The 26,866-nt window shown below is 55.6% G+C and carries 16 protein-coding genes; 7 read left to right on the forward strand and 9 right to left on the reverse strand.

Annotation, left to right across the window (positions count from 1 at the left end; all coding sequences use genetic code 11):
• Positions 1 to 11 precede the first annotated feature (11 nt).
• Positions 12 to 680, reverse strand: coding sequence for an OmpA family protein (locus NTX17_05480; protein MCX5800822.1), 669 nt, complete (start codon positions 678 to 680; stop codon positions 12 to 14).
• Positions 681 to 1,099: 419 nt separating this feature from the next.
• Here NTX17_05480 and NTX17_05485 point away from each other — a divergent pair, with 419 nt between their 5' ends.
• Complete coding sequence (locus tag NTX17_05485; protein ID MCX5800823.1) at positions 1,100 to 4,525, forward strand: hypothetical protein; 3,426 nt, start codon at positions 1,100 to 1,102, stop codon at positions 4,523 to 4,525.
• Between the two features lie 35 nt (positions 4,526 to 4,560).
• Here the strand turns inward: NTX17_05485 and NTX17_05490 are convergent, their stop codons facing one another.
• On the reverse strand, positions 4,561 to 7,053 hold the full coding sequence (locus NTX17_05490) for a protein kinase (GenBank protein MCX5800824.1): 2,493 nt from the start codon (positions 7,051 to 7,053) through the stop codon (positions 4,561 to 4,563).
• Positions 7,054 to 7,329: 276 nt separating this feature from the next.
• On the opposite strand from NTX17_05490, the gene NTX17_05495 reads away from it, so the two are divergent.
• Genes NTX17_05495 through NTX17_05505 form a run of 3 tightly spaced genes read left to right on the forward strand, consistent with a single transcriptional unit; the run spans position 7,330 to position 11,365 of the window.
• Positions 7,330 to 8,997, forward strand: a complete 1,668-nt coding sequence (locus NTX17_05495) for a hypothetical protein (protein ID MCX5800825.1) — start codon at positions 7,330 to 7,332, stop codon at positions 8,995 to 8,997.
• A 3-nt stretch (positions 8,998 to 9,000) separates the two neighbouring features.
• Positions 9,001 to 10,479: a hypothetical protein gene (locus NTX17_05500; protein ID MCX5800826.1), complete on the forward strand. Its 1,479-nt coding sequence runs from the start codon at positions 9,001 to 9,003 to the stop codon at positions 10,477 to 10,479.
• Positions 10,472 to 11,365 (forward strand): metallophosphoesterase, encoded by an 894-nt coding sequence (locus NTX17_05505; protein ID MCX5800827.1) that lies wholly within the window; start codon positions 10,472 to 10,474, stop codon positions 11,363 to 11,365. The genes NTX17_05500 and NTX17_05505 overlap by 8 nt, the downstream gene beginning before the upstream one ends.
• Positions 11,366 to 11,373: 8 nt before the next feature.
• Here the strand turns inward: NTX17_05505 and NTX17_05510 are convergent, their stop codons facing one another.
• From NTX17_05510 to NTX17_05520, 3 genes are all read right to left on the reverse strand, one after another.
• On the reverse strand, positions 11,374 to 14,568 hold the full coding sequence (locus tag NTX17_05510; protein ID MCX5800828.1) for a nucleotidyltransferase domain-containing protein: 3,195 nt from the start codon (positions 14,566 to 14,568) through the stop codon (positions 11,374 to 11,376).
• On the reverse strand, positions 14,561 to 16,306 hold the full coding sequence (locus NTX17_05515) for a hypothetical protein (GenBank protein ID MCX5800829.1): 1,746 nt from the start codon (positions 16,304 to 16,306) through the stop codon (positions 14,561 to 14,563). Before NTX17_05515 ends, NTX17_05510 begins: the two co-directional genes overlap by 8 nt.
• 67 nt (positions 16,307 to 16,373) lie before the next feature.
• Positions 16,374 to 17,660 (reverse strand): Glu/Leu/Phe/Val dehydrogenase, encoded by a 1,287-nt coding sequence (locus tag NTX17_05520; GenBank protein MCX5800830.1) that lies wholly within the window; start codon positions 17,658 to 17,660, stop codon positions 16,374 to 16,376.
• 408 nt (positions 17,661 to 18,068) lie between these two features.
• Here NTX17_05520 and gdhA point away from each other — a divergent pair, with 408 nt between their 5' ends.
• Entirely contained in the window at positions 18,069 to 19,430 is a 1,362-nt protein-coding gene (gene gdhA / locus NTX17_05525) for an NADP-specific glutamate dehydrogenase (GenBank protein ID MCX5800831.1), read from the forward strand.
• A 487-nt stretch (positions 19,431 to 19,917) separates the two neighbouring features.
• Complete coding sequence (locus NTX17_05530; protein ID MCX5800832.1) at positions 19,918 to 20,973, forward strand: arabinogalactan endo-1,4-beta-galactosidase; 1,056 nt, start codon at positions 19,918 to 19,920, stop codon at positions 20,971 to 20,973.
• A gap of 24 nt (positions 20,974 to 20,997) precedes the next feature.
• Here the strand turns inward: NTX17_05530 and NTX17_05535 are convergent, their stop codons facing one another.
• The 4 genes from NTX17_05535 to NTX17_05550 are packed head-to-tail and all read right to left on the reverse strand — an operon-like array spanning position 20,998 to position 25,606.
• Positions 20,998 to 21,429: a 3'-phosphoesterase gene (locus NTX17_05535; GenBank protein MCX5800833.1), complete on the reverse strand. Its 432-nt coding sequence runs from the start codon at positions 21,427 to 21,429 to the stop codon at positions 20,998 to 21,000.
• 52 nt (positions 21,430 to 21,481) lie between these two features.
• Positions 21,482 to 22,951, reverse strand: coding sequence for a TolC family protein (locus NTX17_05540; protein MCX5800834.1), 1,470 nt, complete (start codon positions 22,949 to 22,951; stop codon positions 21,482 to 21,484).
• The gene (locus NTX17_05545) at positions 22,936 to 24,561 is read right to left on the reverse strand and encodes a DHA2 family efflux MFS transporter permease subunit (GenBank protein MCX5800835.1); all 1,626 of its coding nucleotides are present in this window, start codon (positions 24,559 to 24,561) and stop codon (positions 22,936 to 22,938) included. Before NTX17_05545 ends, NTX17_05540 begins: the two co-directional genes overlap by 16 nt.
• A 22-nt stretch (positions 24,562 to 24,583) precedes the next feature.
• Positions 24,584 to 25,606: an HlyD family secretion protein gene (locus NTX17_05550; GenBank protein ID MCX5800836.1), complete on the reverse strand. Its 1,023-nt coding sequence runs from the start codon at positions 25,604 to 25,606 to the stop codon at positions 24,584 to 24,586.
• 190 nt (positions 25,607 to 25,796) lie between these two features.
• Here NTX17_05550 and NTX17_05555 point away from each other — a divergent pair, with 190 nt between their 5' ends.
• Positions 25,797 to 26,639 carry a glutaminyl-peptide cyclotransferase gene (locus NTX17_05555; protein MCX5800837.1) on the forward strand — a complete coding sequence of 281 codons (843 nt, stop codon included), beginning with the start codon at positions 25,797 to 25,799 and terminating at the stop codon, positions 26,637 to 26,639.
• Positions 26,640 to 26,866 lie beyond the last annotated feature (227 nt).

Genomic DNA, 26,866 nt, shown 5'->3' on the forward strand with positions numbered 1-26,866 from the left:
TGGTTCCTCTCTCATCCGGTCGCTTTTGACTTGGCCACTTCCTTGAGTTTGTCGTTGGCAAAGATGGCGACTTCCACCCTGCGGTTCGCCTGGCGACCTTCGATAGTCGAATTAGCCGCGATCGGCTGGTCCTCACCATATCCCGTGATAGAGAATCTGGCTGGATTGACTCCCAGACTGGTGAGGTAGCTCGCAACCGAATCCGACCTCGAGCGGGACAACTGGAGATTGTGTTCCGCCGTGCCCGTCGAATCAGTGTGACCTTCGAGCAGGATGCTGGTGTCCGGATACTTGTTCAGAATTACGGCGAGCTTCGAAAGTTGCTCCTGGCTTGCGGTTCTCAGGGTCGACTTGTCCACATCGAACAGCAGGCCGGAGTCAAACGTGACCTTGATACCTTCGCCGACTCTCTCGATCTTGGCGCCGGCAAGATCCTGCTCCATCTCGGCAGCCTGTTTGTCCATGTAGTTTCCTATGTAGGCCCCTGCAGCGCCGCCAACAGCGGCCCCGAGTATGGCCCCGACTGCGGTGTTTCCTGCCTTGTGTCCGATCAGCCCTCCGAGAACGCCTCCGGCGGAAACGCCGATGGCGGCCCCCTTCTGTTGGCGGGTCCAAGTGGAGCAACCGACGGACGCGAGAACCAGCAGGCTACACAGAGCGACAACAACGAACTTTTTCATGTTGGCCTCCTCCTTTTTGGTCTGTGTGAGCGAGGGTCAGGATACCACAGAGAACGCGCCCTCGCAACCAGTGCTGTGGGACTGTGTGTCGGTAACATATGAAATGTTCGGTGTGGAGTGGACCATTTTCGACGTCAGAGCGGGCAAACATCACGTCTCGAATGGGTTTTTGTGACCTCGTAGCCGGAGTCTCTGCAATTGATTCTTGGAGTGAAAAGCAGTATAATAAGCCACGCGGATGTCAATGTTGCACCAGCGCGGTGCCTTTTTTGAGACGTGTGCCTCGAGACTCGGCATGTCATGTTGCGTTCACATTTCATTTTCCTCGGTCTTACGAAGCTCTCAGATCAAGCGATTCTCCGAGCGAGTCCTGAAACGCCGGTCGCAGCCTTGGGCTGCACAGAATAGGAGTGTGAGACATGAGACAGTGGAAAGCGAGAAACAGGTGGGTTTTTCTCTCGACCGTTCTCTTGCTCGTGCTTCCCGCGTCGGCCTATGCGCTGGAGCATAGCTTCGCCGACCACTTCACGACTACTGCGTATAGAGACGACAGCAGCACTACCGCTCGGTGGGACGTCTCAACGCCTGGTCGTCTGGAGCTCTGGCCGTTTCACATGAGTCTCGCAGGGAGCAAATGGTCTGACGTGGTTCCATACGGGGTAGCCGTTTCAGGCGACTACGCCTACGTCACACTTCGCGGCTCAGGTCTTGCCGTGGTTAACATAAGCGATCCTGGAGCCCCGGTTCAGGTTGGGGCTTGCGTGACCCTGGGCGGGGCCTGGGCAGTGGCCGTTGACGGTGACTACGCATATTTGGCTGACGGCGCGGGCGGTCTCAAGGTGATCGACATCAGCGTTCCTGCCAGCCCGGTTGTTGTCTCGGTCTGCTCCGAGGGATTCGACGCTCGTGGAGTCGCGGTTTCCGGGGACTATGCTTACGTGGCATGCGCAACGTCTGGTCTCAGGGTTATAGACATCAGTGACCCCGACAATCCTGCCCTGGTCGGCGGCCATGACACGCCCGGGCTTGCGGTCGAGGTCGCCGTTTCGGGTGATTATGCCTACGTGGCCGACAGTCAAAGCGGGCTGCAGGTGATGGACATCAGCGATCCGACTGCCCCGGATCTTGCGGGAACCTTTGCCACCGCCGACTCCGTTAAGGGAGTGGCCATCTCGGGGGACTGTGCCTTTCTCGCGGTTTATGGAGAAGGGCTCGAAATCTTGGACATCACCAATCCATTGTCTCCTTCTCTGAAGGGACAGTACAATACTCCCGGGCGGTGCACCGGAATTGAAGTTTCTGGAGACCGTGCGTACGTGGCAGACGGGCAGTCCGGGCTTGAGGCCATCGGAATATCGAATCCCGCCGAACCGGTCTTTGGAGACAGCTGCGATAGTCCAGGCTCGACGTACAAAGTGGTAGTTTCTGGTGGGTACGCTTATGCAACTGACAGTGACCAGGGCCTTCTTGTCATTAAGGTTGCAGAGCCCGTCGTGCCCCCGTTGTTCGTTGCGGAACTTGGTCTGGGTGACCCCGGCACGGCACTCGACGTTGCCGGGGATTACGCCTGCGTGGCCGTCGGCGCTCGACTCTCAGTTGTAGATATTAGCTCGCCCGCTTCACCCAGCGTGGCGGCCAGTTACGGGCCCATCACCGGAACCTTCACGGGTGTAGTGTGCAGCGGCGATTATCTCTACGCATCGAACACCGGCACTGGCTTTCAGGTTCTGGACATAAGCGATCCTATGTATCCTGATTCTGCCGGAAGCTGCTACATTACCGGCGGAGGCAACGGGATCTTCGTTTCCGGAAATTATGCTTACGTCACTACTGGAACGTCAGGGCTCAAAGCCGTGGACATCAGCCTGCCCTTCGCCCCGTCTGTTGCGGGGAGTTGCTCGCTGGCTGTAACGGGCAACGGTTTGGTTGTCTCCGGAGATTATGCTTACGTGGCCTCCGGAGGAGGCTTGCTTGTCGTCGACATTAGTGATCCTACGGCCCCTTCTCAGGTGGGGAGCTGCGGTACTCCGACTGCCGCCTGGTCGGTTTCCGTGTCGGGCGACTATGCCTACGTGGCCGCCGGAGCGTCAGGTCTCGTCGCGATAGATATTAGTGATCCGACCTCTCCTAACGCGGTTGGAGGCTGTCTCACTTCTGGAAGTGTGCGTTCCGTAGCGGTCTCGGGCAACTATGCCTACCTGGGTGACGAAGGCAAGTTTTATACTGCAAACATCACTGACCCTACCGATCCCGTCTTGGTCGGCGAGTGCTCGACGGTGGGAGAGTGCCGTGGGATCGTTGTCTCGGGGGAGCACACCTACGTGGCCGATTACTCCGGATTTTTCGAGGTAAGACAGGTTTACGAACACCAGTTTGACCTGCAAAGGAACCGGGGGCAATCCATCGCGTTTTTTCAATCAGAAGACGAAATCTCGGCCGCGAGAGTCTTCCCTGCGCAGGTTGACTTGGTCTGCTGGTACGTGAGCGCCGACAGCGGCGCAAGCTGGAGTCAAGTGCCGACAGACGGCCAGTGGCACGCGCTCAGTTCGCCCGGGCACGATCTAATGTGGAGAACGGAGCATTACTACAGAGCCTACGGAGTCAATCCTGCCTGCGATTTTGTCGAACTTCAGTGGAAATACGATTTCGCCGAGATAGATTCAGTGAAGGACATTCCAGAGGACGAAGGTGGATGGGTCCGGCTTCGTTTCAACAGGTCAGGACTTGACTTTCCCGCGCCTGAGAGAGTGCGGTCCGACGATGGTGAGGGAGGGATAGTCTCAGATCCGTCAGAGAGGGTCACGACAGACGGCGGCACTTTCGGCGTCAACGCAACCACCACAGTAAACACCTATTTTGCACATCGACGCATAGACGACATCGGCTTCATTGAGAAGCTCCTCGAGAAGGGTAACCGCGTGGAAGAGGACAGACCTGCCGCGGTAGATTCGTGGGATGGAATCGACGGCGCAGTTGAGATGCCATCCTCGATTGGTGACGCGCCGGCTTATGTGATGGGCGGGCATTACTACTACGTGAGTCAGGGTTCGGGAGGATTTCCGCCCGGCGTGTGGGAAGCCGTGGGGAGTGTCCCTGCGACTCAGCAGGATCAGTACTACTGTCTTGTTTCCACCCGGGCAGATTCCATGAGCACGTTTGAATATTCCGTATACTGTGTCACGACGCACACCGGTGCCGCCTCAACATATTTTGTCAGTCCGCCTGACAGCGGTTATAGTAAAGACAACCTGCCGCCCGGATCGCCTCGTGACCTTGGTGGTGAGTTTACTTATCCTCCGTCCATGCTCCATATCAGTTGGCTCAAGAACAGTGAACACGATTTCTCTCACTACGCAATCTACAAGGGAACGAGTGAGGATTTTGTTCCCGGCGAAAGCAATCGTATCGGGACGGCGTGGGATACGTCCTTTGTGGACGACCAGTTTGATCCAAACACGAACAATTACTACAAAGTGACGGCGTGGGACATACACGAGAACGAGGGCGGGTGGGGACTATTGACGCCGGAGGGCATAAGTGGGTCCGAGCAGCCGCCCGCTGTTCCTACGGTCGCGCTGCTCGAGCAAAACGTGCCCAATCCCTTCAATCCGGTCACGGCAATACGGTTCTCGACCTCACACTCCGGACGCGTGGCGTTGAGAGTGTATGACGTGACGGGTCGGCCCGTGAGAACGCTCGTGCAGGAAATCAGAGGAGCGGGTCGATACGAAGTCAAATGGGATGGGCGTGATGACAATGGTCGCGGCGTTCCTTCCGGTGTTTATCTGTATCGACTGGAAGCGCCTTGGTATGGCGAAACCAGGAAAATGGTCTTGATCAAGTAGAATCTGCACCTGGGCGCACAGCGGGAGGCGTGTGTCTATTGCTCTGCTTCTGCCCGCTTGCGCATCTGGTCGATCATACCTTTTGTCGTGGCCATCATGAGCTTGAAACGTTCATCGTTGCGAAGGTTTTCCATGAGAGGGTCCAGGGAGCCGAGGCGATAGTCCCTCCACCCCGCATCAATTGCCCTCTCGAGCCATGCGTAGGCGTCTTCCTTGTTTCCTCGGACGGCGTTGATCGCAGCCACGTAATAGGGGACCTGCCGGGACTCATCTCCTTCCTTGAGCAACGCTTCGGCGAGAACTGCCGCCTCGCCAAGGAACTTCCCGGTGTCATCCTGTTTGCCGGTTTTCCAACATATGCAGCCCAAACACGTCATGACCGCTATGCATGTGACTCCACGCAGGTCCTTCGAGCAGAGTTCGAGCGCCTTTTCGTAGTATTGCCTCGCTTCGACAAGATTGCCCGAGTAGAACTCAACGTCACCGGCCCATATCAGTGTCTCGACCTCGTCTGGCGCGAGCGACAAGGCTTTCTTGCTGTGCGCACGCGCCTTGTCGAAGTCTCCTCGCGCAAGATACATGTACACGAATTCACGATGTGGATAGATGAAATCCGGCTGAAGTTCCAAGGCCTTGTGGAACCAGCGCTCCGCCTCGGCGTGGTTGTCCAGGCACATGTAAGCGTACCCCACGTTCGAGTACGAAAATGCGAATGTGGGATTGAGCGCGAGCCCCTTTCTTGCCCACTTCAACGCCTCTCCGTACTCACCCAAGGCAAGATGCGTCGTACCGATGTTTCCGACAGCGGGATAATAGTTGGGGTTGAGTTGAACGGATTTTCTATACGCTTCGAGCGCCTTGCGCCTCCAACCTTTTGCCATGAACGCGAGCCCGAGGGACTTGTGCGCCTCAGCGCAACCAGCGTCTATTGAAATTGCTTTCTCACTCGCTTCGATTGCGGAGTCGAGCCAGGTGGCTTCAAGACCGAACCTGCCCGTGCGTTGGCTGTAAGCGTCTCCCAGCCCGGCGTACGCCAGGGCATAGTTGGGGTCGAGTTCCAGTGCTCTCTTGAAGAGCTCGATCGCGTTCTCGTTGTCCTGCCTGCGGTAGCGGTAGTAGTATTCGCGACCCTTGAGATAGTAGTCGTACGCCTCGAGATTCTCCGTGGGTTTTCTCTCGATCCGTTCCTTCACTTCCGGCGAGAGTTTGGCCTTGAGTGCCGCCGCGATGCTTTGCGCAACGTCGCTCTGTATGGCAAAAATGTCCTTCATCTCTCGATCGTAGGTCTCCGCCCATATTGGTTCGTCCGTCCTAGCGTCCACCAACTGACTCACTATGCGAACGCGGTTGCCCGCGCGCCGCACACTTCCTTCCAGAATAGTGTTGACGTCGAGTTCGCGTCCTATCTCTCGAAGTGTCTTGTCACTGTGTTTGTAGCGCATCACCGAGGTGCGAGAGATGACCTTGAGCTCGGCGATCTTGGAAAGTTGCGTGATTATGTCCTCCGTGGTCCCGTCACTGAAATACTCGTCCTCCTTGTGTTCACTCAGACTTTTGAACGGAAGGACGGCGATAGACTTCTTGTCGATTCTTGCCTGTGCCACCAGTTGTCCTGCCACTCCGACCGTGCGGCCTTCGCTCAGGGCTCGCAAGTCGGCCAGCAGATCGACCATGCTCTGGTAGCGGTCGTCCGGGTTCTTGGCCAACGCCGTTTCCACGATGCTATCCAGAGCAATCGGTACTTCGTCGCGCAGAACCGAAACCGGTTTTGGATTCTCGTTCAAGATGGAGTACATGATCGCAGGCTCGTATTCGCCGCTGAAAGGCAATCGGCCTGTCACGATTTCATAGAGGACGACCCCGAGCGACCAGATGTCAGTTCTCCGATCAACGTCCTCACCCCGAACCTGTTCCGGCGACATGTAAGCCAGGGTGCCCATAGTAGAACCGATACTGGTAAGCTTCGTCTCGCCGGTCGCCAGCTTGGCGAGACCGAAATCCATGATTCTTGCCTGTCCGTTGGGAGTCACCATGATGTTGGCGCTCTTGATGTCGCGATGGACAATGCCCTTTTCGTGTGCCTCTCGCAACCCCTCCGCGACCTGGATGGTAACAGCTATGGCCTCGTTCAATCTGAGGGGGCCCGCCCTCATTCTGTCCTTCAGGCTCTCGCCCTCGACGCAAGCCATGGCTATGAAGGTCTGTCCGTCAACCTCGTCGACCTCATAGATAGTGCAGATGTTGGGATGGTCCAGCGCGGAGGCTGCCTGTGCCTCGCGCACGAATCGTTCCTTTGCCTCTGCGTCGCGTATCAGCGTCGGTGGAAGGAATTTTAGAGCAACAGTGCGTTTGAGCTTTGTGTCCTCGGCTCTGTAGACGATTCCCATACCGCCTTCACCCAGTTTTTCAAGGATTCGGTAATGGGAGACGGTTTTTCCGATCATGAGAGTTTCCCTTTGGATGCCCATCTCGTCGTGTGTAAGCCTACCAAGCGCGGGTTGTCGCTCGGTAACCGGGCTTGAACACATGGAAATCTGCAAAGAGAACTACACATGTGATTCTACGCCAGGGCCGGCGCTAATTCAAGTCACTCTGGGCCGCGCGCAGGGGAGGACTCCTGGGTGCGTACGTTTCCGCCCCGGCGCCGGTGTTTTGCCGGAATCTCCGGCGATCCCGCGAGTCGCCTCTTTTGTGTGCTTGTAACTGGGGCAAAGCACGCTATTATTAGGCGGGAGCGGAACGCTTGAGTGATCTGGACTGGATTCTGAGCAGGAAATGGGAGGCCTGCCATCCCGGGTGGGGCTATGAGCACCAAGGTTGTCCAACGACTGGGAGACGTAAGAAGTTATGGTGACGGGTCCCTGGGGGGAAAGGGTACCGGTCTGGTCAAGATCAACGAATATCTGCTTCCCCAAGCGAGCAAACTGAAGACCTGGATTCTGACGACAAGTTTCTACGACAGGTTTCTCGAGCTTGACAAGAAATTCGGTGAAGAAGAACTGAAGGTCGTGGCCTCGATCCTGGCCGAACTAGGGGACATCCCTGTAGGCGTCCGGTCATCGGCAACGGATGAGGCGGGCGTCGCTGCCGGGAGGATGTGTCCGATTCGCGCGGGAGAGAATACCTCCTTCATGCTTCCAAACAATCATCCCGATTTTTCCTCGCGTCTCAATCAGGTCGTTCAAGCGATCTATCATATCTACGGCGATTTTCTCGATAGGCAGCCGCAAGGCGGCCGCGAGAAAATGGCGATTGTGATAAACCCCATCCACGGAATAATCGACGAGACAATGGCGGGGCCCGTCCATTACCCGTACATCTCGGGAGTTGCGAATTCGTTTTTCCCCCACGCTCTCAAGGCTCAGAATCCGAACGAAGGCTTTGCACGAATCGCGTTCGGCCATGGATACGCGACAGTCTTGGACGACTTTCCGGTGATCTCCATGGCGACCATCAAGAACCCGATTCCGATAGAGCTGCTGCAAGTGGGCAACGGCCAGCAATTCTTCTACGCCCTCGACATGACGAAGAACCGGGAGCTTAGGGGAGAAGAACTCGAGACGATGAAGAAGCTCCACGTCAGGTTCGCCAATTATCACAAAATCAAATTACTTGGAATTCACAACAACCTGATCACCATCGAGGAATTGGTGCAGAACAATCATTTCGGGTTTCAACGCGGCCTCGTGGAGATTATGGAGATGATCTCTGCCAAGATCTCGTCCCGTTTTCAGATCGAATTCATTTTCAATATCGATTTCAAGAAGACGACGGAAGAGGACGGCGTGTTCCACGTCGTGCAGTTGACGCAACTGCCGGACCTGACGTTTGAAGCGATTGACATTCCAGACCGTGTGAAGCACACCTATCTCGCCCTGAGCAATTGCCAGGGACACGGGATCAAGAGGGGAGTCCGATTCGTCGTCGTCGTCTCGCCCTTTGTCTACACGAAGGACATGCAGGAGGCGGTGAGAGACAGGATATGTGGTATCAACCGCGAAATGCGCGAGCGAGGCCAGGACTACCTCATCATCGTACCCGGTCGGCTTGGGAGCAAGAACCGAGATTGGGGAATCTACGTGGACTACAAGGACGTCGACAGAGCGGTTGCCATTTTTGAGTACGGCGTGGATGTGGCGGGTCGCCCGGAGCCGCTGCCCGAAGACTCCAGTATGACGGGCGGCATATACGGAAGCCATTTTCTATACATGATTCAGGGTGGATACGACGAAGAACAAAAACGACTCCAGACGCGGATGTACGGGACACAGGGGACTCATTTTCTCACCAACCTGATGAGTAACAATGTGGTGTACGGCTTCATTGCACCCACGCAGGACACGATTGATCCCTGGCTCTTCTCGACAACAAACGAGAGTGATCCCTTGTCTGTCTTGGCATTTCCGCACGGCGCCGCCGTCTATGCCGATTCCTTCAGCCAGCGCTGCGTCGTCATCTCGGAGGATGAGTGAGCCATGATCGTAGGAGAGCGCAGGCCCAATTTTTCCAGAAAGCCCGGCCGTGAATTCGCATTCATTCCGCGAATAATCAATCCCGTGAAGATGGCGAACGCACTGGTTCTATCGGCGGGAGAAGAAGTGCGACAGGCGGGGAGGGTCTTGCAGGAGCGCATGCCTTGGGTGAAGACGCAGGTACTGTCAAGTCCCACATCTGTGTCCGACTACAGATCCGATCAAGCGTCAGTGTTCATATTCGACGACACGGCCCTTACCATCATCGACGCGGACAAGATACGAGAGAAAAACAGAGACGCGGTCCTGGTTCTGCTGACGTCGAACCCGTTCATCTATTGCTCTCCGCCGCAAGTGGCGCGGGAGAAATTCCCTTACACGTCCAAATCCGACCTCGTCTTTGCGATGAACAACAAGGACTTTCCTCCTCAGCAGGTCATCACCTCCGTGGTGAGGGCGGCGGAGGATCTGTTGAATATCGAGAAATATTCGAGGGCCAAACGGTTCATTTTTCTGATCGTTGATGACGAACCGCGCTGGTTCTCTCAGTTTCTGCCGGTGCTCTACGGCATCATCGGGCAGCGCGCCGACGTTATGATCACCAGAACCTATGAGGAGACGCTGAGATTTCTCTTCGGCGTCGAGAAGGAATCGGAAATCGACAAAGAAGGTTATCGTTTCTTGGGCTACGGTGACGACGTGGTCTGTCTGATTACCGACATATTCTTTCCAAAAGGGAACGATCTCAGTTGTGATGCCGGTATAGACCTGCTGAGGCTGGCGCGGGAGTACTATCCGCGCTATCCCATAATCATTGCCTCCAAGGCAAGGGTGGCGGATGAGTTGAAGGACGTGGGCTTCGTTCTTCCCAAGGGAGATCCGGGAAGCCTGGAGAAACTCAGAGATTACCTACAGAATTTCACCGGCATGGGCGATTTTGTCGTCTGCGACAAGACGGGCGAAGAGCTGCGCCGCGCGAAGAACATTCACGAGGTGTATGAGCTCATACTCGAGGCCGAGAAGGAGACGGACGAGGCCCGGAAGTTGCGAGAGCTGATACAAGTCTATGCCGACAACGATCACTTCTCGACGTGGCTCTATATGCACAGTTTTAGGGAACTGGGAGATCTATTGAGACCCCAGCAGAGCAAGGGGCGCGCGCTTTTCAGCACGCTGAAGAGACATCTGCGGAGAGAAATACTGCGTATGGATTACACGCCACTGAACATTGAAGGTAACAAGATTTTTGAGCTCGACGATCTCTTGCGACTGCTCAGAACAGTCAACGCAGATAAACTACAGCCTTTCTCGGACAACGATGCGTTTTCCTCCTGGCTGGACAGGAAGGGTTATCCCGAACTGGCGGAAGAGTTCCGCCCCATCCACATGAGCGGAGAGAAATTGCGGGAGACGTTGGTACATCTTGTCGAGAAATGGGTAGGCATCTATCGGGGGAACAACGGAGAAAATGGCTGTGGCTGAGGGCACGCGGGTTCAGAGAGAAATGACACGTTGCATTTTCGTCTCGGATCTTCACGGCAACACCGAACGTTATCAGAAGCTTCTCCGCGTCATCGGCAAAGAGGTTCCCCAGGCCGTCTTCTTGGGAGGTGATCTGCTGCCGTCAGGTCTGAGCCTGCGCAGTTCCCAGGGTTTTTCTTGCAGTGATTTTGTGGAGGAATATCTCGTCCGGGAGTTCCTTCTGCTGCGGGAGCACATGAAGGGTGTCTATCCCAGGACATTCGTCGTCATGGGAAATGACGACGTGCGTTGCTTTGAACCGTCGTTTGTCGACGGTGAAACCAAGGGCGCGTGGGAGTACATTCACAACAGAAAGGTGCCGTTGGAGAGCTTTCAGGTCTACGGGTACTCCTACGTACCTCCCACTCCCTTTTTGCTGAAGGACTGGGAGCGTTACGACGTGTCGCGTTATGTCGACCCCGGAGGCGTTTCACCTGAAGAGGGATCACGCTCTGTCTCGGTCCCGGAAGAGGAGAAGAGAAACGCCACGATCAGAGAAGACTTGGATCGATTGGTTGGAGATGACAATCTGGATCGAGCCGTTTTTCTGTTCCATGCTCCGCCGTACGATTCTGATCTCGACCGGGCGGCCCTGGACGGCAAAATGGTGGATCACGTTCCACTCGACTTGCACGTCGGAAGCATTGCGATCAGACGGTTCGTCGAGACGCGCCAGCCCTTGCTCACACTTCACGGCCACATACACGAATCGGCCAGGCTGACTCACTCTTGGCGCCAGCGCCTCGGTCGAACACACGCGTTTTCTGCCGCCCACGACGGCTCGGAGTTGGCCTTGGTCCGTTTCAGTCTCGAGGACCTTGACTCTGCCACTCGTGAGCTAGTCTAGTAGACGGCTCATTCCGAAGGCAACTCGCGCTTCATCAGTTGCAGCGGTCGTGCCGGGTCCGTGATCGCGCCGATCTTGGCGGCGTACGACGTTTTCTGAGCTATGTCTTCGTCCGTCACGACGTGGATATCCAGAAGGCCGGTGGTTCTGTATCCCGTCCGAAGGTAGTTGATCTCCTCGAGGGCCAGACTCCATCCTTCCAACCACAGCAAGAGATCCTCGTGTTGTTCCTCGGTCCCCTGGAAGTGGATCAAGATGTCAATGTCGCTGCTGGGCCCGGCCGTGGCGTTCTTCGTGCTGCCGAAGACATAAAATCCACTGACTCCGAAGCGCTCGGGATCAAGTTGCGAAGCGATGTGCTCGGCCATCTCCAATCTCCATGCCCAGAAATTCTCAGACTGTTTTTCGCCATAATATTCCGAAGTCGGAGATGAGCGCATCTCGACCGAGGGTTCCGCCAGAAATCCGATGGCCTCGTCAAGCTCTGCATTCATCAACACTCGCAGTATGAGGCCGTCCGTTGCTTTGGGGACTTCGATGAGCTTTATTGTGTCAGACAGGGCTCTGAATTCTGGCAAGACGTCTGGCAGTATGTTCTTGGCGTGCCTGAAAAAGGCCTCGTTGAAAATTGTTCCCTCGTGGTCGGGATAGAGTGGTAGGTAACGAATCTCTGCCTCGACCAAGTCTTGGAAAAAGTGTGTGCCGAACGAAAGGTCCGGCAAATACTTTCCCTTCTTGCGAGCGATCTCTATGAGAAGAGCGGTGTTGTTGATGTCCGAATAAGTCACCTTTACTCCCAACTTGATGTCGCCCTTGCTTCCCCAGCGTCCCGGTCCCATGAGCACGAATTTCCTTCGCGGCAACAGCTTGTTCAGTTTCCCGACGGCCCGGCCGACGGCGGTCAGCGAGGCCAGGTCGGAAAGTTCATCGTAAGAGCGGGGATCGATGTACACGATGTGAGTGATCTCGGGCATGCGTCCGTTCGAGACGTATCGATTGGCCGTGAATAGAATTCTCTTCTTTTGAATGTCTTTGGGGATCGGAGCCGGTCTGCTGCCCTCCACGTAACTCTGAGGGCGACATTGCAGCAAGTAGAAGTCCTTCCCGTCCGATGCGAATTCAATGTCTACTGGCATTCTCAGCTTGCGTTCGAGCAACGTGAGCAAGCCCTGCACCTGGTCGACGAAATGCGTGTCGCTGATGAGGCCGTCGAACGTCACGACAAGGTCGTCTGCGTCGAAGTCAACGTTCTTCCCGACCGGTTTGCGTATCTGTTGACCGTCAAAGATGGAGACGATTTTCTCTATCGCCGGAATCTCGTCGCCGGCTTTTCTGAACAGTTCTTTGACCTCGATGGTCTCAAACGTGTTGGTCTTCAGATTGATGACGTCCACTTTCTTGGGGGCGTAACGCACTATTTCATCGAGAGTGACATTGACTCGGAGGTCGGGCTGGCCTGGCGCGATCAGGACAGGATAGTCGTCGCTCGTTCGGTCCACGGCGCGCGTTCCAAGTCCGGGAACAAGACGTATCAAACCATCTGTTGCCTTGATGCGCGGTGACCAGCAAAACTCATTTCTACTGAACGCCACGCCGGCGAAAGAGGGCATGAAGTAATCTCCTACTTTGGTCCCAACCACCTCCTCGATCATGATGCCCATCTCTTCAGCGAAATCCAGGAGTCCTCGTTCGGCCCGATAGCTGATGGGGTCGGGTCCGAACACTGAAGCGTACACTTCGGCTATGGCGTCGGTCAGCGCCTCCAGGCGCTCCTGCTTACTACCCTGATTGGCCAAGAACAGGCTCTTGTATTTTCCCGAGAACGACGAACCGCTTCTATCTTCGAGAAGGCTTGAGCTTCGGACAATGAGAGGCGACCGCTCGAAATCGTCGAGGACCATGGAGAGCCCCTGTATGATTTCCGTGGAAAACTCGGCGTTCTTGAAGGTCTGGATGACGTGAGGATATTCTAGGCGCACCTGATTTATGTCTTTGTATTTCTGTTCCAACACCTCGTTGAGGTTGTTGTAAGCCAGAAAACTCGGCAGGCCATCGGACGTGATGTACCAAGTCTTCGGGACCTTGATGTCGCCGAGAAAGGTCGACTCCTTGCTCGACGTCCTGAGGACTCGTTCCGCCAGAAATAGGCCGGCGCTCTTGCCCCCGAGCTTGCCCTGACTTTCGGGTAAGTAAAGAATGCGATCCAGAATGTCGTAGAAATCGTCGATCTCGACGAAATCGATGGCGTTGCTGATAAACTGGGGTTGGTCGGAAAGAAAGCGCCTGATAAGGCTAACCTGAACGCCTCTCTTTGTTGCAGGTGGCAGTCCGATTCCCTCCGGAGCCACGTGGTGGTAGCGCCTGATAGCGTCTATTACCTTTGCGATCGGAGGATTCTGGTTGGCCAGTTGGGCAAGAAACCCCAAGCGTTCCTCCCGGATCCACTTTTGTATGTTGGAGAGTATCTGCTCGCTGGTGGCGTGCCTGGCGGCCATTCCGAAGATCTCATCGCTGAGAGTGTCCGAGAGGACCAAGACGTTCTTCTGATAGGGACGGTTGTCGTCGCCGGCAAGACTCTCGTCCCTGCTTCTCAGGTCGATCACGGACCTCTGCAAAAATTGTTCTGCTTCCTTGATTCCGCTCCAGCAAAGAAAGTTCAACATTCGACGCGAGATGTTCAGGAATAGATCGTGATCAGTCCGGCGCAAAAGGTTCAAAGCCACTTTCCACTCTTCCACTTTGTGCTCGGAAAGATCTTTGCGGGCAGTCTGGTATTCGTGAAACACTTCTTTCATCCGGCTGTACACGATGAAGTGGCCCATCCGGTCCACAATGGTGTCGAGCAGCCTGGTTTCCTCCTTCAAGAATGGACCGTCGTCTGCTCGCGGCATTTCGCGTGAATAGTAGACGCTGATCGTGCCGACGTTCCGGCCCTCGACGACGATGTCTGCCGACTGTACCCAGGGGGTTTCCTTAAAATTCGGCGAAGTGTGGGTTCGACCTCCGAGCGTAACCTTGGCCATGCAATGATCCGGGTACTGCCAACCCGGAGGAATCGCCCTGATGATGCCCCTGCACACTTCATCAATGTCGGCGTCCGGCCTGTTCAACAACTCTTCAATCTCGTAGAGACAATTCAACTCCTTGGCTCTTTCGCGCAGGAACCATAGCAAGTAATCAGACGATTTCTTCTGTTCATCCATGACGGATCACTCCTCGGCCGCTCCTTCCATCGACGTTTATTCTCAAAGGACGGGAGAGCCTCACGTGTCTCACAAATTTATCTTCCGATATTACGGTCTGACGCGCGAGCCAATCCCAAGCGATCTTGTATTTGTCGAGGTGCTCAACCGAAAAATAGAACACCCGGAAGCTCGTAATGTTGTGGAAAAAATGTGAGCCTTGGCTGAGCAAAAAGTTCATGTTGGGCAGTGTGGCCTCAACGATGGCTTTCGCGCCCGAAATCTGACCGAAATTGACCGGGATGCCGCCGGATGGATCGGACGATCCCCATCGGCCGAAGCCGATGAGAAGATAGGGAATGGCGGAGGACGCCAGTTCGTGATTGATTTTCTCCAGTTCCTTGGCTATCGCCGGCGTACATCTCACGTCAAAAGTCTCGGGCTTCACGTATATGATATCGCGGAGAGTGTCAATCGCTCCGTTGCCGAGGGCCGCCTCAGAGGCGACGACGACGTCTTGTCCGGCCAGTTCGGACAGCGAAACATCTACGACCGCGTCGGAGACTACCATCGGTCTTACTTGAAGAAAGCCGAACCGCGCAGGCTTTCCGCGAGCCTGATCGAGGGTCAGGGCGAATTCGAGCTCCACCATCCCGCCCAAAGCGTCTTCGCACACTTTGAGAAGTTCTCTTATCAGGTCGTTCAAGGGTATCTCGTCAAGCCTCAGAATCGGAGCGAAATTGATCAGCCTCGGCCCCTTGTCTCCGACACCAATCACAAGTTTGTCGTCATCGGGCTTGTACGTGGAAGCGACAAAGCGCAGGGCCTCGTCCTGTTCCGCCGCCGACAGGTCGTACTTGAACATATATTCGACCTCCTTGATCGGGTCATATTCCGGCGGTTCCCCCATGTTGATTGCCCAGAAGCCTTTTTGCGTCTCCTTCAGAAGGTCTCTCACCGAGTTGTAGGGCGGGTTCGCCTGAGGATAGGCCGGCGAATAGGACCAGGCAACGCCCTCGTCGACGATGGTTTTCCCGAGGCCGAGGGCAAGGTTGACGACGCCGTCGCCGGGTTGGGCGGGTCCCATGGGGTAGAAGTTGTAGGAGCGTGCCACACCCGAAATATGCGGGTAGAAACGCTTATCGCCCAAGCGGCCGACCACCTCCTGAATGATGACGGCCATCTTTTCGTCGGCCGTCGTGTGGCTGGTGGCGCGGATGTAGTTCTTGGCGTTCTTGAAAAACGTGGAGGCGTAGACGTACTTGATCGCCTCGGCCAGCTTCCTGAAGCGGATGTCGGTATCACGCTGGTTATTGGGGATCATCTTTGTCACGTACACGCTTGCAAAAGGCTCGAACATTGCGTCCTCGAGCATGCTCGAGGACCTTATTGCCAGCGGCGTGTGTACCTGGGCAATGAGTGCCCGCAGGTCGCCGACGAGCTGTGCGGGCAATTCCGCCCGCTGGAAGGCATGAGCTATCAAGTCATCGCGCGTGTCCGAAAAGGCGATTTCGTGCAGGTCGTTCTCTTTCACGAAGACATCGAAAAAATCAGTTCCTATCACTGCCAGAGTCGGGATGGTGACGGCGATGTCGGGCATGAACCTGGGGGCAACCTCTGTCTCAAGGATTTCCCGCATGTAGGCCAAACCCTGCGCCTTGCCGCCGAGCGATCCTGAGCCTATGTACGTAAACTTCTCTTTACCCGTGAAGAAGTTGCGGTCGAAGGGGGTCAGTCTTTCAAGGTGGGAGCGCTTCATTTTTTCTCGCATCGGACTAGACCGCGATGGTTGACAAGGTCGTGGCGGGAGGACGTCAACACTTCGCCTAGAGCCACCCACGATCCTTGCACGCCTGGACCACGCGAGCCACGGCAATGTAATAGGCGGCATCCCGCATACTTAGTTTCTTCTTCTTTGCGAGTTGCACGATTTCGTTGAATGCAGAAGTCATCCTGACGTCGAGCTTGCCGAGCACCTCGTCCCTCTCCCAGTAGTAGTTCATGTTGCTCTGGACCTGCTCGAAATAGCTGCAGATGACGCCGCCGGCGTTTGCGAGGAGATCGGGGATCAGAAAAATGTTGCGCTTTGTGATTTCCTCGTCGGCCTCCGGCGTCACAGGACCGTTGGCTGCCTCGGCGACGATCCTGATGTTCCTGTTCATCTTGCCCACATTGTCTGACGTGATCTGATTCTCTAGGGCGGCGGGGATAAGAATCTCCACGTCCTGCTCCATCCAGGCTTCGCCAGGAAGCACTTCGTAACCCATCTCGAGAGCCCGATCCCTCTGTATGCCTCCGAAGGGATCGGTGATTCGCACCAGAGCCTCGAAATCAACCTCAGGCTTCTTCCTGAAACAGTAGGACGTCTGGTCTTTCTGGTCCCAGCAAGCAACAGAAATCACCTTTCCACCCATCTGCTGGAACAGACTGACGGCGGGACGACCGACGTTTCCGAACCCCTGAACGCTGGCTCTTGTTTGCTCGGGTCGGAGCCCGAGTTCCTTCAGAGCTTCACGAATCGCGAAAACCACGCCGAAACCCGTGGCCTCCTTGCGGCCGAGAGATCCTCCCATGCCTACCGGCTTGCCGGTGATAAAACCGGGAGTCTTCTGTCCGCGAATGACCTCGAGTTCATCAAGCATCCACAGCATGTGTTGACTGGTGGTCATGACGTCGGGGGCGGCAACGTCCACAAGAGGCCCCAAGTCTCTGGAAATCTGACGCACCCAGCCACGGCACAATCGTTCCTGCTCTTTCATGCTCAGATTGTGAGGGTCGCAGACCACCCCACCGTTACTACCACCCAACGGGAGGTCAACCACCGCACACTTCCAGGTCATCCACATGGCCAGAGCGCGAATGATGTCTATCGTCTCTTGAGGATGAAAGCGGATCCCGCCCTTTCCGGGGCCTCGAGCATCGTTGTGCTGGACCCGAAAACCACGAAAAATCTTCACGCTCCCGTCGTCCATTCGAACGGGTATGCTGAATTGGATCTCCCTCGCGGGATAACGCAGGAATTCTCTGGTCGCTTCGTCCAGCTCGAGCATCTCTGCAATCTTGTCAAACTGGGCCTGCGCCATTCTGAAAGGATTGAACGACTTGCCACTCATTGAGCCATTCCTTTCTCTTCAATGGGTCCCTCGACGGGCATCCACGACTATTGTGTCCATGCAAGCCCACATGCACGGCCATGAAAGCCCTCCCATGTTGCGATGGGACTGGCGAGCTTGACTCTCGTAGTCATAATCAGTCTAACAAGATACCCTCTGGCGCCCTCCGGTGTCAAGAAACGATTCCAGGGCAGGCCTCTCAAGGCGTGAGGGTATCCTCCGCAACTGCTCTTACGACTGCGCCCGTGTTTCGCGACTTTCCTCACAGAACATGAAGGACGAAAATCCTTTGACTCGTCCACTGAGGATGATTACAATTGAGGCTTTGTGAGAGCATTTGCTTTGTTGCTCTCGGGTTCACTGGACGTCCGTCGCGCCACTTTCACAACCTTGACCAAGGAGGGTCTTATGGCAGATTATGTTGCGGATTTGATGGCCCAAGTGAAGGCCAAGAATCCGGCCGAACCAGAGTTCCATCAAGCAGTTGAAGAAGTTGCAAGATCTCTGGCTAGTGTGTTGGAGCGCCACCCGGAGTATCGCAAGTTCAAGATTCTCGAGCGGATTATTGAGCCTGAGCGCGTCATCATGTTTCGAGTTCCTTGGATGGATGACAGTGGCAACGTTCACGTGAACCGCGGCTTCAGGATCGAGATGAACAGCGCAATAGGGCCGTACAAAGGCGGCCTGCGGTTTCACCCCACCGTGAACCTCGGGATTCTCAAGTTTCTGGCCTTCGAGCAAGTCTTCAAGAATTCGTTGACGACTCTCCCGATGGGTGGTGGAAAGGGTGGTAGCGATTTCGACCCCAAGGGAAAGAGCGACAACGAAGTGATGAAGTTCTGCCAGAGTTTCATGAGCGAGCTCTTCCGCCACATCGGTCCCGACACGGACGTTCCCGCGGGGGACATCGGAGTGGGAGGCCGCGAAATCGGCTTCATGTTCGGACAGTACAGGAAGCTACGAAATGAATTCACGGGCGTTCTGACCGGCAAGGGGTTGAGCTGGGGGGGATCGCTGATTCGTCCTGAGGCGACCGGCTACGGCGCGGTCTACTTCGCCGCGGAGATGCTCACCACAAGAAATCAGACGATGAAGGGGAGAACCTGTCTCGTTTCGGGAAGCGGCAACGTGGCGCAATACACCATCGAGAAGGTCAACCAGCTTGGCGGCAAGGCGGTCACTCTGTCTGACTCCAGCGGGTACATCCATGATCCTGAAGGAATCGACGAGAAAAAACTAGCCTTTGTCATGGACTTGAAAAATGTGCGACGCGGCCGCATAAAGGAATACGCGGACAAGTTCAAGGGAGTCACTTTTGTCCCCTTTGATCCGAGTCTGGACTACAATCCGCTCTGGAATCATAAAGCAGATTGTGCGTTCCCGAGTGCCACTCAGAATGAAATCAACGGCAAAGACGCCCGGAATCTTGTCAAGAACGGCGTCTATGTCGTGTCTGAGGGCGCCAACATGCCGACGACTGCCGAAGGCGTGGACATTTTCCTGGAAGCCAGGATTCTCTACGGCCCCGGTAAGGCGGCGAACGCGGGTGGAGTCGCTACTTCCGGCCTTGAGATGTCACAGAACAGCATGCGTCTCAACTGGTCGAGAGAAGAAGTTGACGGCCGACTACACCAGATCATGAAAGACATTCATAAGGCGGCTTGGGAAGCTGCGGAAACCTACGGGACCCCGGGCAATTACGTGAACGGTGCGAACATAGCCGGGTTCCTGAAGGTGGCCAGCGCAATGATGGAACAAGGGCTCGTCTAGACTGAGACCAAAATCATGGAGCGAAAGGTGCGGAAGGCCAATCTTTCCGCACCTTTCTGTTGTTGGCAGACTTGACGTGGCGCGCTGGGTTAAACGGCCGGGCCTCGCAAGCTTGACCTGGCGGACTCATGTGACTATGCTGCGGAAGATGGCGGCTTCCGGTTATCCTGAGTCCGGGGTTCACATGAGAATCGGACGTATGTCTGTGAGTCACCGATCAGCGATGATGGCTGTAATGGCCCCGCTTATTGCTTTGACGGTTGCTGGCTGCGCTGCCACGGCGTCGGTTCCCCAACGCTCTCTCTGCCGAGTATCGGAGTCCACGTCCTCAGCATCCTCCGATTCTACGTTGCCGTCTTCCGGATCTCACTCGGCGCCAACCCTCAACTCCGCCTCGTCAATGCCTGACTCCACATCGCCCACGCCCGGCTCCTCTTTGCCCGTCGGAAGCGTGTCGCCCGGGGAGACAATTCCTTTCATCAATGGAGTGGACGCCTCCTTTCTACAGCAGATAGAGGAACACGGAGGCAAGTACTATGAGAACGGAGTGCCAAAGGATGCGTTACAGATATTCAGGGATCACGGTATCAACTACGTGCGCCTGCGCGTCTGGAATCGACCTTCCTCCGGTTACAACGACCTTGCGCACACTCTGGCCATGGCGAGACGTGTGAAGTCTCTCGGCATGGGGCTGTTGATAGATTTCCATTACTCCGACACGTGGGCGGATCCCGGACACCAGACTAAGCCCGCCGCCTGGGCCGGCCTGCCGTTTAACGAGCTCGAGAAAGCCGTGCACGACTACACGTGCGAAGTTGTGACTGCGCTCGGGAATCAGAATACGCTGCCCGAAATCGTTCAGATCGGGAACGAGATCACTTCCGGAATTTTGTGGAACGACGGAAGGGTAGGGAAGGGTTACGAAGATAACTGGCCACGTTTCGCAGCGTTGCTCAAGGCGGCCGCGGGCGGCGTGAAAGATGCGCTTCGCGCTGAGACTACCGGCACAAGCGTGCCTTCTGCCGGCGCTCACACCGCAGTCATGCTGCACATAGACGCCGGGGGCAACAACGCGACGTGCCGATGGTTCTTCGACAAGGTGATGGAGCAAGAGGTTCCCTTTGACCTGATCGGCCTTTCTTACTATCCGTGGTGGCACGGAAGTCTGACCGATTTGCAAGACAACGTGAACGATCTTGCCTCACGCTATCGAAGGCGGATTGTGGTCGTGGAAACGGCCTATCCGTGGACACTGGGCTGGTATGACGGCACACACAACCTGGTAGGCCGGGAAGAACAGTTGCTGCCCGACTACCCTGCAACAGTTGAAGGACAGCGAGAGTTTCTGAAGAGAGAGAAGGGCGTCATTGAGAGCATTCCTTACTCGAGAGGCGCGGGCATGTTCTACTGGGCGCCGGAATACATTTCGGTGCCGGGCCTCGAGTCTGCCTGGGAAAATGTGACGTTGTTCGATTTTCAGGGCAGGGCATTGAGCTCGCTGGACGCTCTTTCCGAAGACTTCGCGCGTCCCGCCGCCAGATGACGGCGCGGGATTGTCCTCGAGGATTCACTTACCCCGGGGCTTCACGCTGGTCTCAAGTTTCCAATCGGGATCGGCGTATTCGTCCCTCTGCTTTATCAGAAGCCACTCGTTTCCTTTGCCGCGACCCTTCAGTTGTACCAGCGCGAACCCTCCTCTGAGCTTTCTTCCTGCCAAAGAGAAACCAATCATGTCTTTTCTCTGTTCAAGTAGCTTGTAGTCTCCAGAGTCCCATATGACCACCCGGCCTGCTCCGTACGCGCCCTCCGGTATTGTGCCTTCAAAGTCGATGTACGCCAGAGTGTGATCCTCGACTTGAATGGCCAGCCGCTTCTCTGAGGGATTCATCGACGGTCCCTTGGGAATGGCCCACGACCGAAGGACTCCGCCCATTTCAAGACGGAAGTCGAAGTGAAGACGGGAGGAATGGTGTTCGTGGACTACGAAACGGAGACTCATGTTCGCTCCTAACGGAATGATCCGGGGCTTGCACAGTTTTCCCGGCCCTCGTCTACCAGACTTTCTTTCCAGTAGCCCTGTCGACCGCGACGAGACTTACCGTGTAGTTGTACAGCGCACGGAGGTAATTCAGCCTTGCCTGCGTGAGCGTGGTCTGGGTATCGAGCAGGTCAAGATTGGTGACTACTCCGGCTTCATACTTGATCTTGGCCATGGAGACCGCTTCCTCGGACTGCCTGACCTGCACCTCTGCGTTATCGATTTTCTCGAGGCCGGCCTTTGCGCCGGCCGTTGCCTGCTGCACGTCGGCTATGATCTGCCGCTCGAGATCCTCCGTGCGCGCTCTGGTCGAACGAAGATTCGCCTCAGCTTCGTTCCTCTGATGTCGAGTTCGATTGCCGTTGAATATCGGGAACTGTAGTTGTGCGCCCGCCGAGAAATTAGCCTTTGCCGTGTTCAGTTCGGCGAAATAGCCGTTCTTGAAACCGGATGTGAGGCTCAACGCAAGCGACGGTTTGTCGCCGAGAGAGGAGAGGCGGACCTGCAGAGAAGCGCTGTTCTCTGCGTCCCTCGACGTGATCATCTCCGGTCGTTGCTGCAAAGCCGCTCGCGAGAGGGAATCCGAAGCCAACGACAAAGTGACGCGGTCGAAATCGCCTTTCAGTCGCACCGGTTGGTCGGGAGGCAGACCAGTCAATTGTCTGAGCAGTATCTCTTGACTCTCGAGAGTATTGGCCGCGTCGATTCTTTCGTTTCTGACCGCGGCGATCCTTACCTGGGTGGTCAGCACGTCGAAGTCCGTGGCAGTGCCGGCTCTGACTTTGCTTCTGCTGACATCGAGATGTTGATCGAGGGCCTCAAGCTCCTCGTCCAAGACGGCAACGCTTCGTCTCAAAATAAGGATTGAGTTGAACGCGGCAATAGTCCTGTATGCGAGATTGGATTTGACCTGTTCAACGTAATCACTGGCGACCTGCCGTCCGGACTGAGCCAGTTTGACGGACGTCGTGTTCCTGCCGAAGTCGTAGAGAGTCTCTCGAAGTCCCAAATGAACGTCGTAATTGTTTTCGGGAGCCAGTTTAATGGGCTCCTGATAAGGGAGTTCCATCGTGGACACCGGGCCGATGCGAGTGTAGGCCCCGTAGAGCGATAGGTCCGGATAACTTGAGCTGCGGCTCGATCTGACCCGTGCTTCGGCCGCGGCGACTCCCTCCCGCGCCTGTGCGAGGGCGGGGTGAGTCGACATCGTCAGACTGACGGCTTGTTCCAGTGTAAGAGAATCTGGAATCGACGTCTGCCCCGAAGACAGCCCGGGCACGGACGCCGAGCAAGAAGTCGACGCCGAAGCCGACACCGACATGGAAGCCGAAGGAGCAGCAGCAGCGGAAAAAGCCATTAGCACAGAACCGATCGCAACGAGAAGATTGTTGAAGATCATGTTACACCGAAGCCCAGCCACGCTCGAAGGACGGCCGGAGGAGATCACAGTGAAAGGAGTATTGAATCTCATTTTGTACCCCATGCTTGCCCTCTCTGTGCCCTTCTGGACTTGTGCGTCCTCAGGAAGAAGACGGGCACAACACTGATCAAGACGATGACTGCGGCAATAAGAAAGACGTCATCCACGGCGCTGATGAAAGACTGGTTGGCGACAAATGACGCGATTTGCGCCTTGGCCTTGATCGCGGCCGCGCTCGCCGTCCCACCAGTCTTGGTCACGGCAAAGTGTTGGAGCCTCATCATCGTCTGTTGAAGACTGTCGGAAGACGTGTTTATTTGTTCTCCGTACGTGGTGGAATGGAAAATCGTCCTTCGCGTCAGAATGGTCCCGAATACTGCGACTCCGAAACTTCCTCCCAGTTGGCGAATCACATTGAGCAACCCGGAGGCCTGCGCCATCTTGCGATTCGGGATCTCGGAGATGGAAATGGTCGTCAGGGGAGTGAACAGTATGCCCATGGCGATTCCTCTCAAGTAAAGCGGGAGCATGATGTCTCCCTTTTCCGAGAGGTAGGAAAGAAAGCCGAATTGATAAAACGTGTAGGCCATGAGAAGAAGACCCAGGATGAGGGGAATCTTGGGGTTATACCGGTCGGAGAAAAAACCGGCGAGTGGCGACACCAGTCCCTGCAGGAATCCGACCGGCAAGAACACGAGTCCCGCCTGTAAAGGGGTGTACCCGAGCGAATTCTGCAGAAATATCGGTAAGAGGAAAGTGCTCCCGAACATTCCCAACCCAAACATGAATACGACCACGTTGCTGACGGCAAAATTGAAATTCTTGAACAGACCCAGTTCGATCAGCGGGTGCTCCACGGTCAATTCCGTGGTCAAGAATATCAGGAGGCCGACGGCGGCGACCGCAAAGCAAGTGAGAATGTAGTCGGAGGTCCACCCCCCAGTGTTCCAAGAGGAATTCCCGTTGGCCAGAGCGAGAAGCAGCGCGGTGAGAAAAGTCGAGAGAGAAATGAAGCCCACGAGATCGAACGACCGCGAAGTCTCGGATTTGAACTCGCGCAGAATCACGAGAAGGGCGATCAGGCCAAAAATTCCGATGGGGATATTCACGTCGAATATGGTGTGCCAGGAGAAATGATCGATCAGGTATCCGCCGACAGTCGGCCCGAGTGAAACGGAAGCCGATGCCGCTATGGACCAGAACCCCAGGGCGATTCCCCTCTTTTCGGGAGGGAATTCCCGGGTCACGATCGCCATCCCGACAGGCATCAACACGCCCGCTCCGGCCCCCTGCACGACTCGGAACGCTATGAGGGCGTTCAGACTCCAGGCGATGCTGCAGAGGAACGATCCCAGTGTAAAGAGAGACAATCCCAGAATGAGAACCAACTTGTAGCCGAGGTGATCTGCAAGCCAACCTGAAGAGGGCAGCATGACGCCGAATACCAGCAGGTACGCCGTCAGGACCCACTCCACCTTGTCCACGGAGACGCCGAAGGTGGACATCAAGTTGGAGAGTGCGACGTTGACTATTGTGGCATCCAAGACCGCCATGAATGTGGCGATCATGACTCCCGCCAGGACCAGCCAACGGTAAGTCGGATTGTCCGGCCTGAGGTAAGGGTATTCTTCGAGGAGTCTCTTACGAAACTGTGACCAGGCTGCAATTCTCATGGATCATTCAGATTTGACCGGGTCATTTTGGAATGACGCGGATCTTGACTTCCACCGACATCCCGGGCAAAAGGGAAATCCGGTTCGGATTCTTTCCGTGGTTCGGACTTTCTATCGATATCTTCACGGGTACTCGCTGCGTGACCTTCGTAAAATTCCCGGACGCGTTGTTAGGAGGAATCAGCGAGAATTCTGAGGCGGCGGCCGCTCCGATCAGAAGAACTCTGCCCGTAAGCTCTCGGTCGGGATACGCATCCACGGATATCCGGACCGGGTCATTGAGATGGATCGATGCAAGCTTGGTCTCCTCAAAATTGGCCGTGATCCAGATGTTGTTCAAGTCATATATGGTGAAAATCGGTTGGCCCGGCTGCGCGATATCACCCGGCATCACCCATTTCCTGGCCACGAGGCCCGATGCGGGTGCCACGATACTCGTATTCTTCAGTTGCGTCTCGACTATCCCCAACTGTGCTCTCGAGTTGTTGACCTGACTCAGTGCAACCTTGTACTGGGCTTCGGCCATCTCCAGTGCCTGCCGTGCGTGATCGTATTGCTCACTCGTGATTATGCCGTCTCTATTCTGCATTGAAGCCCGCTCAAAATCGCTCCTCGCGCGGTCGAGACCTATCTTGGCAACGGAGACGCTTTGCAGGGTTAATTCGAGGCCGGCCTTTGATTGAGTCTCCTGGGCTTTGAGGTCGGTGTCGCCGAGCTGGACCAGCAATTGACCTTCTTCGACAGCGTCCCCTTCGTTTACCGTCAGCTGAGTGACGCGACCCAGGATTTTCGAGCTTACCGTGACCGGGTCTCCGTCTATGTAGGCGTTGTTGGTCGAAGCGTAGCCGCTCAAGTATAGACGCCAGTACAACGCGACGGCTACGGAAGCGAGAATCAGAATGAGCAGCGGGATGACAAAGCGTTTCTTTCTTACGAAGGCCCTCTGCGCCGGGCCGTCCTGATGCGCGAAACCAACTCGCTGCGCCGAATCACGTTCCGGCTCGGAATTGCTCTCTGTGTGCTTCTGATTCTCAGTCATGGCCATTTCGTTCCTTCGGTTCCAACGGTTCTTCATCTCGATTCACGAAGAGCAACTGATGACGTGAATTCTACTGTGCGGCGGGTATCAATGCAAGGCAGGGTTGGCGGAAAATCATCAGAGGCAGGAATGGCCGGCTTGTGATAATGTTATGGGTGTGTTCGGAGTACTTGCCAATCTTGAGGGAGGCTTCACAGTGCGCCGCCGAGCAACAGCATTCATTTTCGCGTTTCTCCTCACTCCATACGCGCTTTCCACCTCCTGCTCGCATTCTTGCACGCCCGTAATCTCGTCGAGCCCAGACGACACCAGCTTTTCGGACACCACGGTGACCATTTACACCTACAAGGTCGTTAACGTGTATCTTCACGATAGAAATGCGCTCACCGAGGGGCTCGTTTTCGAAGACGGTTTCCTGTATGAGGGAACGGGCGGTTACGGAGGCTCGTCGATAAGAAAGGTGGAGCTCGAGACCGGCGAAGTACTCCAGAAGCACGTGTTACCTTCCACGTATTTTGGCGAAGGGATCGCGATTCACGGAGACAGGATTATTGAACTGACATATAAGTCGTGCGTAGGCTTTATCTACGACAAGGTAAGCTTCGATTCGCTTGGCACGTTTCAGTACCCGACCCAGGGTTGGGGCATTACGTACGACGGGGCTCGTCTAATCATGAGCGATGGAACGTCGATGCTGCGCTTCTGGGACCCAATCACTCTCGAACAGGTCGATTCCATCGAAGTCCACGACGACACCCTTGCCGTGACCCAATTGAACGAGCTTGAATGTGTGGAGGGCAAGATATACGCGAACGTCTGGAAATCGGAACGGGTCGCGATCATCTCTCCAGCGACGGGTCGAGTGGAAGGCTGGATAGAGCTGGGAGGACTGTTGACTGACGACGACAAGATTTACCCGGTCGACGTTCTGAACGGCATCGCTTACGACAAGGACAAGAAAAGGCTCTTTGTCACGGGCAAGCTTTGGCCCAAGCTCTTCGAAATCGAGATTGAGCCCAAGGCCGGAGCGTCTCCGTGAGTATGCCAGCGCGAGCCCAAACGAGCCCGACAATGCCGCCGAGAGGTTGGCTCCATTTTTCACTTGACCGGTAATGCGGGCTCGTATTATTTTTGTTTACTGTTTCGAAAATCCAGTGTGTCGCTCCGAGTTCTGGTGTATTCTCTTGGTATGCGAACCGCGATTTACCTGATCCTTGGCGTCGCTTTTATTGGGATCGGGATCGCTGTCTGGATGGGGAGCATGTT

The organism is Candidatus Eisenbacteria bacterium, from assembly GCA_026388185.1.
In the GTDB taxonomy this organism is placed as follows: domain Bacteria; phylum Eisenbacteria; class RBG-16-71-46; order JAFGJU01; family JAFGJU01; genus JAPLKG01.

What these genes read in the sequence shown, in the direction of transcription:
- NTX17_05480 (MCX5800822.1), bottom strand. Translation starts at nt 680, where the DNA reads ATGAAAAAGTTCGTTGTTGTCGCTCTGTGTAGCCTGCTGGTTCTCGCG.
- NTX17_05485 (MCX5800823.1), top strand. Translation starts at nt 1,100, where the DNA reads ATGAGACAGTGGAAAGCGAGAAACAGGTGGGTTTTTCTCTCGACCGTT.
- NTX17_05490 (MCX5800824.1), bottom strand. Translation starts at nt 7,053, where the DNA reads ATGTGTTCAAGCCCGGTTACCGAGCGACAACCCGCGCTTGGTAGGCTT.
- NTX17_05495 (MCX5800825.1), top strand. Translation starts at nt 7,330, where the DNA reads ATGAGCACCAAGGTTGTCCAACGACTGGGAGACGTAAGAAGTTATGGT.
- NTX17_05500 (MCX5800826.1), top strand. Translation starts at nt 9,001, where the DNA reads ATGATCGTAGGAGAGCGCAGGCCCAATTTTTCCAGAAAGCCCGGCCGT.
- NTX17_05510 (MCX5800828.1), bottom strand. Translation starts at nt 14,568, where the DNA reads ATGGATGAACAGAAGAAATCGTCTGATTACTTGCTATGGTTCCTGCGC.
- NTX17_05515 (MCX5800829.1), bottom strand. Translation starts at nt 16,306, where the DNA reads ATGAAGCGCTCCCACCTTGAAAGACTGACCCCCTTCGACCGCAACTTC.
- NTX17_05520 (MCX5800830.1), bottom strand. Translation starts at nt 17,660, where the DNA reads ATGAGTGGCAAGTCGTTCAATCCTTTCAGAATGGCGCAGGCCCAGTTT.
- gdhA (MCX5800831.1), top strand. Translation starts at nt 18,069, where the DNA reads ATGGCAGATTATGTTGCGGATTTGATGGCCCAAGTGAAGGCCAAGAAT.
- NTX17_05535 (MCX5800833.1), bottom strand. Translation starts at nt 21,429, where the DNA reads ATGAGTCTCCGTTTCGTAGTCCACGAACACCATTCCTCCCGTCTTCAC.
- NTX17_05540 (MCX5800834.1), bottom strand. Translation starts at nt 22,951, where the DNA reads ATGGGGTACAAAATGAGATTCAATACTCCTTTCACTGTGATCTCCTCC.
- NTX17_05545 (MCX5800835.1), bottom strand. Translation starts at nt 24,561, where the DNA reads ATGAGAATTGCAGCCTGGTCACAGTTTCGTAAGAGACTCCTCGAAGAA.
- NTX17_05550 (MCX5800836.1), bottom strand. Translation starts at nt 25,606, where the DNA reads ATGGCCATGACTGAGAATCAGAAGCACACAGAGAGCAATTCCGAGCCG.